The 16,246-nt window shown below is 48.8% G+C and carries 16 protein-coding genes; 6 read left to right on the top strand and 10 right to left on the bottom strand.

Translation table 11 applies throughout. The features are described 5' to 3' along the window. The first annotated feature begins 70 nt into the window (after positions 1–70). The gene (locus E0496_RS22680) at positions 71–343 is read left to right on the top strand and encodes a hypothetical protein (RefSeq protein WP_141504064.1); all 273 of its coding nucleotides are present in this window, start codon (positions 71–73) and stop codon (positions 341–343) included. A gap of 82 nt (positions 344–425) precedes the next feature. Beyond that, on the top strand, positions 426–4,193 hold the full coding sequence (locus tag E0496_RS22685; protein WP_141504065.1) for a right-handed parallel beta-helix repeat-containing protein: 3,768 nt from the start codon (positions 426–428) through the stop codon (positions 4,191–4,193). Positions 4,194–4,535: 342 nt separating this feature from the next. Here E0496_RS22685 and E0496_RS22690 read toward each other — a convergent pair whose 3' ends face one another. From E0496_RS22690 to E0496_RS22715, 6 genes are read right to left on the bottom strand one after another with little or no spacing between them, the layout of a single operon-like run. Then, positions 4,536–5,708, bottom strand: coding sequence for a YheC/YheD family endospore coat-associated protein (locus tag E0496_RS22690; protein WP_141504066.1), 1,173 nt, complete (start codon positions 5,706–5,708; stop codon positions 4,536–4,538). After that, positions 5,665–6,162, bottom strand: coding sequence for a GNAT family N-acetyltransferase (locus E0496_RS22695; protein ID WP_141504067.1), 498 nt, complete (start codon positions 6,160–6,162; stop codon positions 5,665–5,667). Before E0496_RS22695 ends, E0496_RS22690 begins: the two co-directional genes overlap by 44 nt. Position 6,163: 1 nt before the next feature. Then, on the bottom strand, positions 6,164–7,318 hold the full coding sequence (locus tag E0496_RS22700) for a YheC/YheD family endospore coat-associated protein (protein WP_141504068.1): 1,155 nt from the start codon (positions 7,316–7,318) through the stop codon (positions 6,164–6,166). Then, positions 7,308–8,696 (bottom strand): YheC/YheD family endospore coat-associated protein, encoded by a 1,389-nt coding sequence (locus E0496_RS22705; RefSeq protein ID WP_141504069.1) that lies wholly within the window; start codon positions 8,694–8,696, stop codon positions 7,308–7,310. The genes E0496_RS22700 and E0496_RS22705 overlap by 11 nt, the downstream gene beginning before the upstream one ends. Beyond that, complete coding sequence (locus E0496_RS22710) at positions 8,693–9,916, bottom strand: YheC/YheD family endospore coat-associated protein (RefSeq protein ID WP_141504070.1); 1,224 nt, start codon at positions 9,914–9,916, stop codon at positions 8,693–8,695. Before E0496_RS22710 ends, E0496_RS22705 begins: the two co-directional genes overlap by 4 nt. Before the next feature lie 11 nt (positions 9,917–9,927). After that, positions 9,928–11,298: a YheC/YheD family endospore coat-associated protein gene (locus E0496_RS22715; RefSeq protein WP_141504351.1), complete on the bottom strand. Its 1,371-nt coding sequence runs from the start codon at positions 11,296–11,298 to the stop codon at positions 9,928–9,930. 232 nt (positions 11,299–11,530) lie between these two features. Here E0496_RS22715 and E0496_RS22720 point away from each other — a divergent pair, with 232 nt between their 5' ends. Continuing rightward, a complete protein-coding gene (locus tag E0496_RS22720) occupies positions 11,531–11,866 on the top strand; it encodes a YlbF family regulator (RefSeq protein WP_141504071.1) in 336 nt (111 codons plus the stop codon). Between the two features lie 64 nt (positions 11,867–11,930). Then, positions 11,931–12,242 carry a hypothetical protein gene (locus E0496_RS22725; protein ID WP_241674935.1) on the top strand — a complete coding sequence of 104 codons (312 nt, stop codon included), beginning with the start codon at positions 11,931–11,933 and terminating at the stop codon, positions 12,240–12,242. Positions 12,243–12,397: 155 nt separating this feature from the next. Here the strand turns inward: E0496_RS22725 and E0496_RS22730 are convergent, their stop codons facing one another. Further along, positions 12,398–12,745, bottom strand: coding sequence for a helix-turn-helix domain-containing protein (locus E0496_RS22730; protein WP_141504072.1), 348 nt, complete (start codon positions 12,743–12,745; stop codon positions 12,398–12,400). A gap of 230 nt (positions 12,746–12,975) precedes the next feature. Between E0496_RS22730 and E0496_RS22735 the strand changes: the two genes are divergently transcribed. Next, complete coding sequence (locus E0496_RS22735; protein WP_141504073.1) at positions 12,976–13,449, top strand: hypothetical protein; 474 nt, start codon at positions 12,976–12,978, stop codon at positions 13,447–13,449. A gap of 98 nt (positions 13,450–13,547) precedes the next feature. Further along, on the top strand, positions 13,548–14,900 hold the full coding sequence (locus E0496_RS22740) for a DRTGG domain-containing protein (protein WP_421924582.1): 1,353 nt from the start codon (positions 13,548–13,550) through the stop codon (positions 14,898–14,900). A gap of 10 nt (positions 14,901–14,910) precedes the next feature. On the opposite strand, the gene E0496_RS22745 is transcribed toward E0496_RS22740, so the two are convergent. The 3 genes from E0496_RS22745 to E0496_RS22755 all read right to left on the bottom strand — a co-directional run bounded on the left by E0496_RS22745 (position 14,911) and on the right by E0496_RS22755 (position 16,141). Then, complete coding sequence (locus E0496_RS22745; protein WP_141504075.1) at positions 14,911–15,207, bottom strand: YtpI family protein; 297 nt, start codon at positions 15,205–15,207, stop codon at positions 14,911–14,913. Positions 15,208–15,295: 88 nt separating this feature from the next. Then, positions 15,296–15,811 carry a sporulation membrane protein YtrI gene (locus E0496_RS22750; RefSeq protein WP_141504076.1) on the bottom strand — a complete coding sequence of 172 codons (516 nt, stop codon included), beginning with the start codon at positions 15,809–15,811 and terminating at the stop codon, positions 15,296–15,298. A gap of 3 nt (positions 15,812–15,814) precedes the next feature. Next, the gene (locus tag E0496_RS22755) at positions 15,815–16,141 is read right to left on the bottom strand and encodes a YtrH family sporulation protein (protein WP_141504077.1); all 327 of its coding nucleotides are present in this window, start codon (positions 16,139–16,141) and stop codon (positions 15,815–15,817) included. Positions 16,142–16,246 lie beyond the last annotated feature (105 nt).

Genomic DNA, 16,246 nt, shown 5'->3' on the forward strand with positions numbered 1-16,246 from the left:
AGAGGCCGGCATCCTTCGGCCTCAGGCCTCCGTTTATTAATAACCAATTTTATTAAAGGAGTGTTATGTTATGAGAAGAAAGTCGGGTAAAGGTCTATCGCTTGTGCTTGTGTTAACGCTTTTGTTATCGGTAATAATGGAAGCGGTTCCATCTTCTCAAACAGCGTTTGCTGCCGAGCAAGCGAGTTATTACGTGTCCCCGGACGGAGACGATAGCCATCCCGGTACTTTGGAACAGCCGTTTAGAACCATTGAGAAGGCCCGCGATGTCATACGTGGCATCAATGACAATATGACGGGCGATATTACGGTTTATATACGGGGGGGGCACTTACCGCGTTGATTCTTCAATCGATTTCGGTTCGGAGGATTCGGGAACCAACGGCTGGAAGATCCGGTATACTGCATACAATGGGGAACAGCCCATGATTAGCGGAGGAGTCGAACTGACCGGATGGACGGCTATCGGCGGCAATATATACAGTACGCCTGTCCCGGCGGGCGCAGATTTCAGACAAGTCTACGTCAACGATCGAAGAGCCGAACTCGCCAGAACGCCCAATACCGGAAGCTATTACACAATTGCTTCCTATGATGAAGCGAATAAGAAAGTGGCGGTTCGGACAGAGGATCTGAACCCTGCCTGGAGCGGATTTGAAAGCACGGTTTCTATGGTTCACCTTAATGAATGGGTGGACAGCATTCTACGGGTCAGTGATAGCGAGACGAGTGGCGAACTGACCACATTGACCTTCAAAGACCCCGAACGAGGTGCATTGTTTGGACGTCTTTATCCGGAGAAGGTGGGGGAGCGACAGAAATATTACTGGATAAACTCGTATGACTTTCTCGATGCAGAAGGAGAATGGTTTCTGGATAAAAACCAGAACACACTCTATTACAAGCTGCGCGCAGACGAGGATATCGCGACGATAAATGTGGTTATTCCGCAAACGGAAACGCTGATGAAGCTTGTGGGCACGTCGACAACAAATACGGTACATGACATCGAGATATATGGAATCGCTTTCATGCATACGAACTGGACGGTTCCGAATAATGGGTATTCGAATGTGCAAGCTGGACTTCCCAGATCTATTGTACGGCCAGGATATATCGAAAGACCAGGCTCACCTGGCGTTTTACTCAAGAATGCAAGCAATATCTCGATTATACGTTCTAAGTTTATATTGCTTGGGTCTACCGGACTTGATATTTATACAGGGACCAGAGATATTAATATAAGCGGAAACATAATCTCAGATATCGCAGGCACCGGAATCATTGTATCCAAATTGACGGAATTCCCCTATGGGTATGCTGATATGTGGAATCCCGTCGATCCGCTGGAGCCTGCGCAATTAATTAATATCGAGAACAATTATATTACTAGGGTAGCACAAGATTATTATGGAGCTGTCGGGATTCTAATTGGATACGCAAGGAGTTGCTTCATTGGGCATAACCAACTCAGCGATCTTCCGTATACCGGCATCAGCGTGGGTTGGGGCTGGAGCAATGCGGACAGTGTGCTGAGCGATAATATCGTAGAAGCGAACTATATGTATAACGTTGTTAATATGATGGCGGATGGTGGTGCCATATACACGCTCTCCAAAAATTCGAACAGTCGGATTCAGGACAATTATATACACGATTTGTATCGCAATAAAGACACGGGTATGACTTATCCGGTTCGAGGTATTTACCTGGATCAGGGTAGCGAAGAGTTTACGATTGTCAACAATGTGGTACACAATGTACCGGAAGTGCTCGGTGGGCATTTGGACCATAATGTAATTGTCCCCAATACCAAGACAGATGCCGAGATTATTGCGGCTGCCGGAATCGAGCCTGCCTTCAGGGATATCATTCCAGGCGTTATTCGTCATGACTCAAATGTCGATTGGGTGGCAGCCGGGAATGATATCGTTAGCCTAAGTGGCACGGTGACGCTGGCGGATCAGGCTGCGGACACGGTAACGGCATCCGTGTACCGTAATGGTACAGAGTTGCTGTGGAGCGCCGAAACGAATCAGGCAGGAGCCCAGTATGATCTATATCTGGAACTGGAACCGGGCGATACAATCAGCTTTGCAGCGGCTAGAGGAGAAACGGCTGCCGATGAGGATGCAATATGGAACTCGCTTATTGTTAGTCGCATCTTTTCACCTCAACTTATCATTACGGACGTGGATGCGGGATTTAAACAAGTCGGTGAAGCTTTGATTGACGACATTACTAGTATTATTACTGTGTTTGTCGAGGAGGATACAAATCTTGCGAGTTTGGATCCCGTATTTTTCTCTCCCCGGGGCACAGTGGTTGAACCCGCTCCGAACGAGACGGTAGATTTTAGTGGAACGGTGGTGTATCGCGTAACTAAGGAAGCGTCTCTGGAACTGGGAGGAGCGAAGCGATACAGAGACTGGAAAGTAAATATAGTGAAAAAAAGCGAAAAATTGAATATTAGAGGTTATAACATCGCAAATTCACTTGCGGATACAGACGGTTGGTATATGTCGACAGGAGGTACAAAAACGGCCGGAGTGGACAGTCTTACGCTGAGCAACGGTTATGCGATCTATCAGGGCGAAACATTTGGAAACGAGCTGCTGGAGTTTAACATGAAGCCAAGTCAATCGGGCTGGCCGAGTATTACGCTGAGAAATCAGAGTGCGACGGCTAGTGGTATCGGCGGTGACAGCGCGAGCTATATTGTCGTCATCCGGCCAGAAGCCATTGAGTTGCACCGGTTCAATCAAGGCGTGCGAACCGTATTTTACGGTAATTTGGATGGATATACAAGTCTGTACGGAGATGAAATCCCGAACACGGTTTTCGATTATTCGAGGGACAATCACGTGCAGGTAGGGGCAATTAATACGGAGGATGGCGTTCGACTAATCATGAACGTCAACGGTCAGAACGTCTTCGATTGTATCGACAGCGAGCCGGGACGTATAGTGTCCGAGGGATATTTCGGCACATATCAGGCAGGCAGCGTCATTAAACTTGCCGTGGCTCCGGCAATTAGAAGTATGAAGGACACGATTGCGAATGCGGACGGCTGGTATGTGTCGACGGGGGGAACAAAGACGGCCGGGACAGGCAGCCTTTCGCTGAGCAATGGCTATGCGATCTATCAGGATGAAATGTTCGGGGATGAACTGTTAGAGTTCAACATGAAGCCAAGCCAGTCGGGTTGGCCGAGCATTACGCTGAGAAATCAGAGCGCCACAGCCAGCGGTATCGGTGCGGCCAGCTCGAGTTATATTGTCGTCATCCGACCGGAGGTGATTGAGCTGCATCGGTTTAATCAGGGCGCGCGAACGGTTTTTTACGGGAATCTGGAGGGGTATTCCAGTCTATACGGAGATGCGATCCCGAACACTGTGTTTGATTATTCGCGAGACAATCACGTGCAGATAGGGGCGATCAATACCGACGACGGCGTCCGGCTTATCCTCAACGTTAACGGTCGGAGCGTCATCGATTGCATCGACAGCGAGTCGGGTCGTATTGCTTCCGAGGGATATTTCGGCACGTATCAGGCGGGCAGTACTATTCGACTCGCCGAGCCTCCGACTATTGTTAATATAAGTGAGACGATTGCAGACGGTGACGGATGGTTCGTGTCGGGAGGAGGGACCAAGACGGTCGGCACAGGAAACGTTAAGCTGAGTAACGGCTATGCGATCTATCAGGGCGAGACATTTGGTAATGAATTGCTGGAATTCAACATGAAGACGAACCGGGCGGCTTGGCCAAGCATTATGTTGAGGAATCAGAGCACTACGGCCAACGGAATCGGAGCATCCAGTGCCAGCTATATTATGATTTTTAAAGCGGAGGGCATAGAACTGCATCGCTTTAACCAAGGGGTGCGAACGGTGTTTTACGGAAATCTGGAAGGGTACACCAGTTTGTTCGGGGACGCGCTCCCGATCACCGCATTCGACTACACGCGGGACAATCTTGTGCAGGCTGGAGCAATAAATACGGACGACGGTGTAAGGCTGATATTAAACGTCAACGGTAAAAGTATTATTGATTGCATCGACAGCGAACCGGGACGCATTACTTCTGCGGGCTATTTCGGCACCTACCAGGCGAGCAATACCATTAGGCTGAGTCAAGGCTTCTATGCCGTCGCTCCCATGTTGGCTCCTTCAACCATGGCAGCAGCATAGTCCATTTATGATTCCAATATCGAAGGAGTGGTTCCAGGGCAATATCCAGTGGGCTGAAAAGGCGGTCTTCTGGCCGCAATTCAGGCAGCCGAAGCGGTTGCGGTGTTGACGTAATAGCCCTGCCATTTCTCGGATGAGGGATGCCAGCGTATCTTTTAGCGAACTCGCGTACTCATCCATCTGCTTGTCAAATTTTATTTTTCTTTTTCGCACAAAAAAAGAGCGGGCTATCCTTTGGATAACCTGCTCTTTTTCTTCATTTTTGGCCTTGCACCTTAACTTAATGACATTGCTTGAGAGGCTGGCGTAGTTATACGCTGCAGCCTTCCAGGTGCTCTTTTCTTAGTCCAACTCGAGATTGGGCTCTTTATCCGTCCGAGTATCGGAGACGGCGGCTTGCTTCTCTTTAGATTTTCTTCGTTTCTTCTGATTATGAAGCCAGAGCGCATATTCCAGCGGCCTGATAATTGCTTTACGGTAAACATCTTTTTCTCCGGCTTGTGCGAAAACCTCTCTGGCTGGCTTCGGGTTAACCTCAAGCAGCCATATGCCGCCCTTTCGGTCAATGGCCAAATCCAGTGCCAGCTCGCAGAGCCTGCCATATTCAAGCTCTAAGTAAGCTGCGATGCCAACCCCTAGTTTCTCCGCTTCTTCCTTCACTTGAGTGACTTTGCTCTCCTCGCGGAGCCACTCCTTCAATAAGGCACTCATCGTTGCGGCATGGCCGCCGCCGTGTAAATTAGATGTAATGCTGCCTGCAGCGCCAATTCTTCCGGCACAGCCGGTGACCTCCCAAGCGCCTTCGCTATTTTTCTGAACGAGCATCCGGTAGTCATGAACGCGTCCGCTCGCAAGCTTGATTTGAATGCCCTGCTGGGCAATGTAACGATTGCCCTTCAAGTTCCAAGGCGCCAAATAACTGCTTAAGGCAGCCGCCGATATTTCCCTTGGCCGTATGATTTTTCGGGATTGGTCACGTCCCTGAATATGAAGCTGACCGTCCCGTCGTCTCTCAATTCGCAATATACCCCTGCCGCCGGTGCCATTAACTGGCTTTAGATAGACCAGCGGGTATTTGCGGATCATCTCAGACACATCCTCGTTGTTCTCGATATATCTGGTCGCAGGTAAATATCCCTTATATTGGGAATCCTTCGAGAGGACGCGGTGAACCGTCCATTTATTGCGAAGCGGGCGATTAAGAAAGGTGAGATGGCTGTAGCGAGAACGGAATTTCTTGAGCTGGTCAAAACGGTAGGTGCGTTGAATGCGGCAGCGGTCGTAAATCATATTCGGAAACGATGTCCACTTACGCGACCATGTTTTCGATTCGGGATGATAGAAAAGGGCATGAATTTTATTTTGAATATAGTTGACGTCCTTAGGCGTAAAAACGAAGACGTTAAGCCCAAGTTTTTGTCCGGCTGACGTCATTTTCTGATAGATGGATCGCTCCTCCAGCAGGCCGGCTTCATTGAGGTACAAAGTCAGAATGCCTAGGACGGGCTGCGTCATTAGCGGTTCCCCTTTCAAAGCGGAGCGTCGGTTTGCCAGTCGGCCCTCTATGCATGGATACGGCTGTCATCCCCAGCCGGAAGCAAAGAGCCATGCTTGCCGTGTTATCCGCAGCCACGTTGCAGGCAAGCTTGCCTAGGCGTGCAATCATCGCCTGAACAAGTGAGCTGCCGATACCAAGGCTTCTTGCTTCGGGGTGAACGACGACCATGCAGGCAGCTTCGCCTAAAGCTTCAGCGAAGCCAAAGCCGCTGATGCGGCTGCCCTGTCTGGCGATAACAGCTACTGCGCCATAGGGCTTGCCGCTGGCAGCTTCCAGCAGGGAGGGATCAAGCTTTCGCAGCGCATGTATGGTAGCTACGGCAAGCCGCTTATCTCCGAATCGAATGGCAAAGCCGATGAGTCTTTTTTGTTCTGCTAACCATGTCTCCGGTGTAAGCAGCTCTAGCTCCACGTTACATGCCTCCCGCTTTCTCCATTTTTCTTTTTGCTAAATAAGATCCGTAATGAAATATTCGTTCCAGCGATTTTTGCCGGATATGCGGCTCATCGAATTTCATGGGTTTGGAATTAGCTTCGAAAAACCACATGTTCCCTTCGCTGTCTACGCCAAGATCCATTGACATCTCGCCAAGCAGTTGCCCCGAGGCGCGCTCGATTTGCTTGGCGATTAGAACGGCGGCATTTTTAGCCTTTATGAGAATCTTACGCGCTTGCTCTTCATTAAATGAATTCACGAGCAGTTTTTCTGGGTCATCGATCATGCCGCCGCGAGGGACATGGGTCGTGATGCTTGACACTCCGGCGATTCTCGCGCCGATGCCGGTAATATCCCACTGCCCTCGCTGGTTTTTCTGAACGAGTGCGCGGAGATCGAATCTTCGATCTTGAAAAGAAGCCAGCTTAATCCCTTGCTGAGCGATATAGGGCTCCCCTCCGCTTTGCTTTTGAATGCGGCTCCAAAGCTTATAGATATTCGCGCAGTTATAAGTCACGCTTTTTTTGTTTTCCTGAATTTTTAGCCGGTAGGGGAGCTGCTTCTCCGCCTGGACCTTAATCGTCATGATGCCTTTGCCGGCTTTGCCGCTCTCGGGCTTTAAATATAGATAAGAATGCTTCTGCATCAGCCGTCCTAAACCCGACACCGTAACGAGGCGGCGGGTGGTTGGAATATACGGTTTGGTCGAATTGGATAATCGAAGCCACTCAAATAAATTCCATTTGTTAAAGAAAGCAGGATTGAACAGCGTTACGCGCGGATGCTTGCGGCAAGCGTCGATCTTTTGCCTGACGGCAGGCAATACTTCATCCTCGCGCAGCGGTATGCGGTTATAGATAATGTCGGGAAAAGGGAGAAGACGCTCTTGCCAGCTGTCTTCGGCTTCGTTATAAACATATCCCTTTAAGCTGCTCTTGGTGAGCAGCAGGTTTTTGACAGTAAGGACATAGACGATAAATCCCATCGATTGTCCAGTACGAATCAAATCCACAAAGTTGCTCCGGTTGCCACGAAAGAGCAGCATGTCATCCTCAATGGTCAAGATCGCAAGGACTGTTCTGCCTGCCCGTGTTTCTCTGAAATCGCTATCCTCTGATAGGTTACTGTCCATCAACTGCTCCCTCCCTGCTTTGGAAGCGGCTGAGGTACATACAATGCTCTAAAATATACGATAGCGACGCGCGCCCTTCCGAGCGGAGCGCAGGATGTTTGAAGATAGAGCGTCCAGGCTTGGCATTAGCCTCGAACATCCATATTTCGCCGTCTTTATCGATCCCAATGTCAAGACCCAGCTCGCCGAGCCGATGTGGGTAGTTCCTTTCTATGGCTTCCGATAGCTTGATGGACGCAAGCTTCGCTTTCTCTAGAACAGTATCTGCTTCCTTACCGAAGGTTTGGTCAAGCGCTTGCTCGGGCGTCATAAGTGAACCGCCATTTTTCACATGGGTGGTTACGCTGCCGCGGCCTGCTTTTTTGGCGCCGATACCGGCGGGAATCCATTCATTCTTGCCGTTCTTGTGCATGTGAAATCGGAAATCGAGTGGACAATTATCGATTTCGACAAGCCGAATTCCTTGCTGTACAACATAATGGTTTAGGTTGCTGCCATGCTTCGCTTGGATCATGCGCATCAGGCTGTTAAAGGTGCTAAACCTTAGTAGTACATTTTGGTTCCCTTTACGATAGCGCGCGAAATAGCCTCGCTTAGGGTGATAGGTCAGACGATAGATGCCAACGCCTAGACTGCCTGCCGTAGGCTTGAAATAAAGAAACTGATGCTTCTCTAGCATTTCCTTTATCTTTTCCGATGACGGACCTGAGACCGACTCCGGCAAATGGACCAGCGCTTCCGGATCATTGTCAAGCAGCTTGTAGACATCCGCTTTGTTGAAGAAGCTCCAGTTGAAGAACGGAATTTTGCGGCGCACGAATCGTTCGCGCAGCGCATTTATCGAAGATGAGGTTTCCGCTTTGCGGCTAGGGAGACGGTTATAGACGACATCGGGAAGTGGAACGATTTTTCGGTACCAGCCGCCTTGTGCATTAAGAAAATAGCCGTTGACTGTTCCTTGCTGCCAGTTGATATCGCTTGGCGTAAAGCCGAACAAGTAGGCTTTATGCTCGCCGGTACGAATGACTTGTTTAATGAAGCCGGTTCGTGGGCCAAAAGGATTGCTTTCAGATCGGGTCGGGTTATCGCTTAAAATGCCGACGAGTGGACCGAGCTGCACTTCATTGCCTCCGGCGTTTAGCACATACACATTGCCTGATTTCGGAACTTTGATTAATTGCCTTACTCCTGCTGAAAGGTACAAGTGATTTCCAGGTCGCTTGAGCTGCTTGATTTCAGCAATAATCACCTCGTTGCCTAGCTTGAGGTGTACCGATTTTTTGCCGGAAAGCTTGAGCTGTTTGAGCAGCGGGCTGGATAAATAGACGATTTTATTCGATTGCTGTGAAAAATGGACGTTACAAGTTGTCAAACTCATCGATGAACCTCCTGAACGTTGAAAGGCCGTAATAGGTTGTCGGGACGTGTTGGATAATGACGGCCGTTTGCGGATTCATTGGCTACTAAGGACGGTGATAAACGCCTGGACAGCAAGGCTGCATATAATAACGGTCTCTCTATTGAATGCCGCTTGGCCAAGGGATCGCCGATTGTACGAAAGGAAGATCGCCCTGGCTTTGAGTTTGCTTCAAGCAGCCACAGAAGGCCGCTCTGATCTATGCCATAATCCAACCCAAGCTCTGCAAATCTGCCGTATTTGCTCTCAAGCCGTACTGCTGTTTGCTTGCTTATTGTATGGATTTGTTCTAGCAAACGTTCGGCTTTCGGCTTGCCATATTTGGCGGAGAGTAGGCTGACTGCAGGCATGGCGCCGCCGCCGCCGTGCAGATTGGATGTCAAGGAGCCTGCATGGCCAGTACGCGCAGCAATGCCGGAGACAGACCAGATTCCTCTGCCATCTTTTTGAATCAGTGCTCTAATGTCGAAGGGCTTGCAATCCTCTCCGCTCAGCTCCAAGTAAGGCTGGATAATATAAGGCGAATGATGGATAAAGCGGGCAACCCAATGTTCGAAATCCTGATTTTCTTCAAATGTGAGTGCAAAAGAATGATTTCGGCGTGTACGCCCTTTGATCTGTATGGCTGAATCAAGCGGACGAAGCTTGATATGGATAATCCCTCGTCCCTGCATGCCTGCAGACGGCTTGAGAATGATGCCCGCAGGGTAATGAGTGATAAGCTCATAGATCTGTTCTTCAGCTTTAAAAGACAGAGTGAGGGGCAGATGCTGACATAACTGCTGATCTTCTATTAGCCATTCGTATACGTCAAGCTTTGCCGGAAGCTCTCCGTTTAGTCTGCGGAACGGTTGAATCGCGGACAACTGCCTCAGCATCCGTCGGCAGTCCGACCGCTCGCTCGCATTTGCGAAGAAACAACGATCGTAGATCAATTCGGGAAACGGAACACGCTGCTTATCCCAACGGCTGCCTATCCATCTATATCCATAAAGCAGCTTCGTTTGCGGTTGAAAACATTCGGCTGTTAAGACATAGACGTCGACACCAAGTGCCTTGCCTGCCGAACAGAGCTCGCGGTAGAAGGCGGGCTCTGGCAGAAGAGGAGCAGCATGGCTATCTGTGGAAGGCTGCTTAACGGATGCGATGACAATGGCGAGATTGACGATGTTAGCCTGCATAGGCGCCTCCGTTAAAAGCCCGATAAAAAACGGGAATATTGAATCATCATGCGTACAGATGGTCGGATTTTATTTTCATTAAGCGGTGTATTGTCGTTTTTGGATGGCTTTGAATTGACCTCCAGCAGCCAGACGCGGCCGCTAGTATCCATGGCCAAATCAATGCCAAGCTCACCGAAATGAGCGGGAATTTGAGTGTCAACGCCGCGTGCAATATTCAGCGCCGCCTGTTGAAGCCGTTGAACGGCATCCTGCCTGCTGATGCCGGGATTGAGATTTGATTTGGCCACGGCATCTCCGACGGTACTCAGCGTACCTCCTCTAGCTAGATTGGACACAAAATGATGATTGCCGGCGGTACGGGCGACAATGGAAGTAATCGTCCATTTACCGGAAGCATTTTTTTGTACAAGGGCACGAAAGTCGACCGGCCGCTTCTGGATTTCGATCAACGTCAGCCCCTGCTGAATTTGGTACTTAACGGTTTTCATCTTAGCGGATATCGTTGAGAACAGCTTGAGCAGGCTTGAATATTGCTGCTTGCGGGAGCCAGCAGCCGTTGCATACATCACTTGATAATTATTCGAATCAATGCGCGTAACTCGAATGATGCCTTTACCCAAGCTGCCGCGAACGGGCTTGAGAAACACGCTGCTATAGCGCGAGCACATGGATTTCAACATCGTGTAATTTCGCAGAGAGTGCGATTCGGGCAAGTAGCGGACGAGGTTTTCCTCTTTCTTCAGCGCATCGAAAACTTCGGTCTTATCCAAAAACTTTTCGTTGAAAACGGTAGTCTGATGCTTCAGTTTTACTTCCTTGATGAATTGCTGTACGCTGGGTCTGTTCTCCAATTTTCTGGAGGTAAGCCGGTTGTTAATCACATCGGGAACGGGCAGCGTGACCTTGAGCCATCCATTTGAATAGATCCATCCGTCAAGGTGGTCAAGACTTGTGCCGATCTGATTCGGCGTGAAAAAATAAACGTAAGCGCCTTGCGCCGTACAGGCTTCTACAAGCTCCCTGCAAAACATAGTAATGGAACCAAACGGTTTATCAGGAAGGTGTGGATAATCCCGACTGACAAGCACGCCGATGAGAGGTCCCAGAACAAGTGTTGCTGTGCCGTCTTTATATTGCAGACGAATCGATGTGCCGTTGGATAATCCCATTTTTCTTGCTAGGCTTTGGCTCATTCTCATGCCATTGTACTTTGCGACAGGGATTACCTTTACGTGCTGCCGAAAGCCACCGAACTTTATAAGAATGTGCTGGCCTTGAGGGATTTTCCATTGCTTCACATAGACTTCGCCTAGCATAAGCGTATCTTCCGGTAGCATGCCGGAGCTGATCACCTGTACGGCTACTTTCGATTTGAGCATCATAAATCTCCTTCCAAGCAGGAGGATGACGATAAGAGGTTAGCGGCCTATAGGTGTTTTGCACGAATTACCTCATCATATGAGGACATCTATCCCTTTGTGAATCCTAAACAGGAGGGAAGCTTGTGTTGTTTTCATTGGCTTTTCCACTAGGGCTTGGCTTCTGCTGCAATTAAACGGTATGATGAATGCATAGATAAATAGACCAAATTTACCGAATGGAGAGAGACGAATGAATGTATATGACAAAGCTTATGAATTGGCAAAAGCATTAAAGGACAGCGAGGAAGCGAATTTGCTCAAGCTTGCCAAGGAAGCGGCTGAAGCGGATGCGGAAGCCAAACGAATGCTGGATGATTTCCGTGAGCGGCAATCCTTCCTGCAGCAAAAAATGATGGCTGGCGAGGAGCCTTCTGCGGAAGAAATGGAGAAGATGAACAAGCTCTACGAGGTCATTACACTCAATCCATTGATTGGTAAGCTGCTTGACGCTGAGCGCCGATTCGCAGTTGTGTTTGAGGATGTCAACCGAATAATGTCCGACGTTCTAAAGTCTATCGTAGACTAGCTGCAGGCATATCCCTTGTCCTTTCCTCATAGAATGGTAGTGCGGACAAGAGCATTGGCCGCTAATGACCGAAGTAGAGGAGCTGAACGGGATGCTAGCTGGTAAGGTTCGTCACGTCATATATTTGCTCATTGCGCTTGCGATGCTTGTATATGCGCTTCCGCGTCTGGAACTGAGCGCACCTTGGAGCATAATGAGCGTATTTGGGCTGGTCTGGATAGGGTTTGCGCTTATCATTATTACCGCACATGTCAATGCGCTGCTGATGAATGAGGAGAAGCGCAAGGAACTCGCGCGCATCAAGAAAGCCAAGGCTCTTCTCTGGGAGCAAAAGCTGCTCCAAAAAGCAACACTTTCACGAAAAGCGAGAGGTTAGTTGCTACAAAAGGCATCAGCCAAGAGGAAGGCTAGAGGATCAGAGCAGACATGCTGCTCTGAGTTATTGTTTTCTAACAAAGAAGCTCCGCCGATTTCTCTTCGGGCGGAGCTTCTTTGTGTTGTATGTCAACCTGTAGAGGAAGTAGTGAAAGGTTAAATATCTTTGAATTGAACCAACTGCTTGACGATTTTGTAGACGGCTTCCTGTTCCTTCAGGCTTAGGCCGTGGATTTGATGAACAATTTTGGTGGCGTAGCCTTCAGGGTCCACATCCGCCAAATCCGGAGGGGCGCTGACATTGACGAGCATCTCCAGCGGCGTTTGCAGCGCGTTTGCAATTTTGCTGAGCACATCGATCGTCGGATTTTTTTCACCGCGCTCGACCTGCCCCATATACGATGCATTAATATCGGCGCGAAAAGCAAGCTGTTCTTGGCTTAGGCCTCTTTTTTTCCTCAATTGACGAATGTTTTCTCCAACCAGCCCTGCAATTTCAGTCATTTTGTCACCTCAGCCTAACGATAAAACTTTGCTTGACGGCCAACAACGCCCTATAGAACATATTAAAAATAGTGACTATAGTCATTGACAAAAAGTTGGGCTCTTTACTATAATTGTGTAAAAAAGTATCATTCTATTAATATCATTACCTGTAAAGGGTCAATTTACCAATTAAACTAAAGATGATAGGATATATTAGGGAAAAATTGAGGCGAAGGGAGGATGGCTGGGTGGTTGATGAATTCGAGTTTTTCAGAAAAGTCCGTGCATATTATAATAATGTTCCCTTCTTGGTTCAATTCACTTATCGATTGTCTCATCGTGTAGACAAGGCAGTTACGGCCCGCGGCTCGTTCAGTTGCCGCGTTAATCCTCATACCCAAATCGTGGAATATGTGCTTGAACTCAAATCGGATACAATATCTAGACCTTACAGCGAGCAGAGCTCGTTTTTGTTTTCAAGCATATATGAGGAAATACCAGCTCAAATGATTGAAATGATGCAATTCCCAATTCAATCCCTGAGATATCCTATACCCATTGAGTATGATTGGCAGGCTTTTGTGAAGTCCGGAGCCGAGGAAGCGATTAACGTGCAAACGATCCAGCAGTTATTTAAGAAGTGGAGATTGAAAGGGCCGGAGGGGCAACAGATCGACGGCAAGCTGAAGGTGGAGCGCGTGCTGCTGCAATGGCAGCTATAAGAGCAGTTTAATGATGGACAGACATGACTTGTATCCCGCTTTCTCCTATAATAGGTTGTAACAATAGAAAGTCGGACGGAGGATATAAGGTGACTTCAATCGGACCAGGCAATGAAACCAGCACGAAGCATGAACAGATTTTGAACTATATTCAAAACCTCAAGATTGGAACAAAAATATCAGTTCGGGCAATTGCCAAATCTCAGGGCGTTAGCGAGGGGACGGCATACAAGGCATTCAAGGAAGCAGAGAGTTCGGGTCTTGTCAGCACGAAGGAACGGATTGGCACGGTGCGGATCGACAGGAAGCGCCGTGAGGCGCTGGATCAGCTTACTTTTGGCGAGGTCGCCGAAATCGTAGAAGGCCGCTTGTTTGGAGGCGCAGCTGGACTGGATAAAACGCTGCATAAGTTCGTTATCGGCGCGATGGAGATTGATGCCATGCTGCGTTATATCGATGAAGGCAGCCTGCTCATTGTAGGCAATCGGATCGGAGCGCATCGCTGTGCACTAGAAGAGGGTGCAGGCGTGCTAATTACCGGCGGCTTTGAGCCGAGCTCGGAAGTGATCCAACTGGCAGATGAGCGAGCACTCCCTATTATTTCCTCGCGCCATGACACGTTTACGGTCGCTTCTATGATCAACCGGGCCATGTATGACCGGCTAATTAAGCGCAAAATTATGCTGATCGAAGATATCGTCACCTTCAGTAAACCAGCTGACGTGCTTAGAATCCGAAATACCATTTCAGACTTTCATAAGTTATCTCGCGAGACGGGCTATTCTCGTTTTCCCGTGATCGATGATCGAACCAAGGTGATTGGGATGATGACAGCCAAGGATGCTGTCGGTGCACCGGAGGATAGCATGGTTGACAAGGTGATGACCAAACAGCCGATTACGGCAGCTCCCAATATTACCGTTACCTCTGCTGCCCATACCATGGCCGCTGAAGGAATTGACTTGCTTCCTATCGTAGATAGACATCGCAAGCTGCTGGGCGTCGTAACGAGGCAAGAAGTACTGGATGCGATGCGTTTTGCAGGCAAGCAGCCGGAATCGGGCGAGACCTTTGAGGATTTAATGTGGACGGGTTTTCTGGCTACTTCAAGCGCAAATTCAGCTGGGCATGATGAGCTGGGCATTTCCTACAAAGGCACGATTACGCCGCAAATGTCGGGCGCGCTGGGGATGGTATCGGAGGGACTGCTGGCCACTTTGATGACACAGGCAGCTCGCAGAATGATTAGGGATACCGCCAAAAGGGATTACTTGCTTGAGAGTATGACGACTTATTTTGTAAGGCCGGTTCAGATCGACAGCGAAATTAGAATCATACCGAGGGCATTGGAAATGAGTCGGAAGTTTACGAAGTTGGAAATCGAGGTCAAGGATGCACAAGGATTGGCCGCCAAGGCAATGCTGACGGCCCAAATGATTGATCCGTATTAAATAGCAGGTATTAGCTTCTCGAAGAGCTGTAGAGGCTGAGATTGCGAAGTCCGGCAAATAGATTAAATACGCCAAGTACGAGAAAGATAGCGCCGATGACGATGCGAAGCGTGGACTCGCCGGACAGAAACAGTTGAACCAAAGCGATAAACAGTAGCATACTGCCCATGCTGATATTCATTTTGGCAGAATGTACGGCTCTTGTTCTCGGATCGGCGGCGCGGCGTGATTTGAAGCTGAATACGGCTGAGAATACGAGTGAAACAAGGATGCCAGGCATGAGCAGCCATTGCATTAGTTGATTCATGGAAAAGTAGCTCCTTTAGGTCTAATCATTATCGTTATCAGATGGACAACAGACAGAGTCTATTGTACCACGAAATACGGCTGTGTGCCTAAGATGGAGGCTTTGTGTAGTTGCGGATCTCGACCCAGACTTGAAGGATATTGTCGACGACCAGAATCGTTTTGACTTCAATTGTATAATCTTTGTTATAAACGTCCATATAGACCCTTTTCTCCAACAGCTTGCGCGCGAATCTCGCATCGGAGTCAATCTCATATATGCTTCGACCAAGAAAGATCTTTAGGTCTTCCTTAATCCGCTTAATCAGTTCAGCTTCAGCCACCTGATCAATTTTTGGCCGGTTTGTGTCCTGCGCGGTTTCCTTCTCAATGCGGGGAAGCACGCTCTTGATTACGGTATGCTGATTCTTGAATTGATTCAAGGATTTGATATCCTGTTCATATTGCTCAAGCTGCACTTCAAGCCCGCTTTTTAAATCAATCAAAGCCTCGAACTGCACCAAATAAATGGAATTATAGATGATTGCTCCGATAATCATGCCTAACATTAAAACCCCAACCATTTGAAGACCTCTCACAAATCGGCCAAACGGCGGCAGACGCATCGCTTAATTGGCTCCCTTGCAAATGAGACGGACAAGCTCCGTGCCTAGATGCGCCCCAAGAAACGCGATGAAAATAAAGCATATTTGCTGCGCTGCCGGAGATAAATGCCCCTCACTAATATTGCTCTCAATGACACGAACAGGATCGATGGACCCGCCTATAGCGGCTACGATCGCCCAAATTTTCAGCCGCACTGCCGTATCCAGCATTGTCGTTGCAGGCGGCAGCAGCATGAAGATCGAGCCGATGGCAGCAAGCGTCGATCCTCCTAAAACCACGCCAAATGCAATAAAGAAATCAAGTCCCGCTTTGGACAAAAAGTAGCTCATGGTATCCCTCCTAAAAATATGATGCATGATGCGCAACCCACAACCAACCCCTATTTACGCTGTTCTAGGGAAGCGGGCCTTGAGATGCCTGTATACACTCCTACC

The sequence above is a fragment of the Paenibacillus luteus genome, assembly GCF_006542765.1.
GTDB lineage: Bacteria > Bacillota > Bacilli > Paenibacillales > Paenibacillaceae > Pristimantibacillus > Pristimantibacillus luteus.

Coding starts and splice junctions, on each gene's coding strand:
- E0496_RS22680 (WP_141504064.1), top strand. CDS start 71: ATGAGAAGAAAGTCGGGTAAAGGTCTATCGCTTGTGCTTGTGTTAACG.
- E0496_RS22685 (WP_141504065.1), top strand. CDS start 426: ATGATTAGCGGAGGAGTCGAACTGACCGGATGGACGGCTATCGGCGGC.
- E0496_RS22690 (WP_141504066.1), bottom strand. CDS start 5,708: ATGACGCAGCCCGTCCTAGGCATTCTGACTTTGTACCTCAATGAAGCC.
- E0496_RS22700 (WP_141504068.1), bottom strand. CDS start 7,318: ATGGACAGTAACCTATCAGAGGATAGCGATTTCAGAGAAACACGGGCA.
- E0496_RS22705 (WP_141504069.1), bottom strand. CDS start 8,696: ATGAGTTTGACAACTTGTAACGTCCATTTTTCACAGCAATCGAATAAA.
- E0496_RS22710 (WP_141504070.1), bottom strand. CDS start 9,916: ATGCAGGCTAACATCGTCAATCTCGCCATTGTCATCGCATCCGTTAAG.
- E0496_RS22715 (WP_141504351.1), bottom strand. CDS start 11,298: ATGCTCAAATCGAAAGTAGCCGTACAGGTGATCAGCTCCGGCATGCTA.
- E0496_RS22720 (WP_141504071.1), top strand. CDS start 11,531: ATGAATGTATATGACAAAGCTTATGAATTGGCAAAAGCATTAAAGGAC.
- E0496_RS22725 (WP_241674935.1), top strand. CDS start 11,931: ATGACCGAAGTAGAGGAGCTGAACGGGATGCTAGCTGGTAAGGTTCGT.
- E0496_RS22730 (WP_141504072.1), bottom strand. CDS start 12,745: ATGACTGAAATTGCAGGGCTGGTTGGAGAAAACATTCGTCAATTGAGG.
- E0496_RS22745 (WP_141504075.1), bottom strand. CDS start 15,207: ATGAATCAACTAATGCAATGGCTGCTCATGCCTGGCATCCTTGTTTCA.
- E0496_RS22750 (WP_141504076.1), bottom strand. CDS start 15,811: ATGCGTCTGCCGCCGTTTGGCCGATTTGTGAGAGGTCTTCAAATGGTT.
- E0496_RS22755 (WP_141504077.1), bottom strand. CDS start 16,141: ATGAGCTACTTTTTGTCCAAAGCGGGACTTGATTTCTTTATTGCATTT.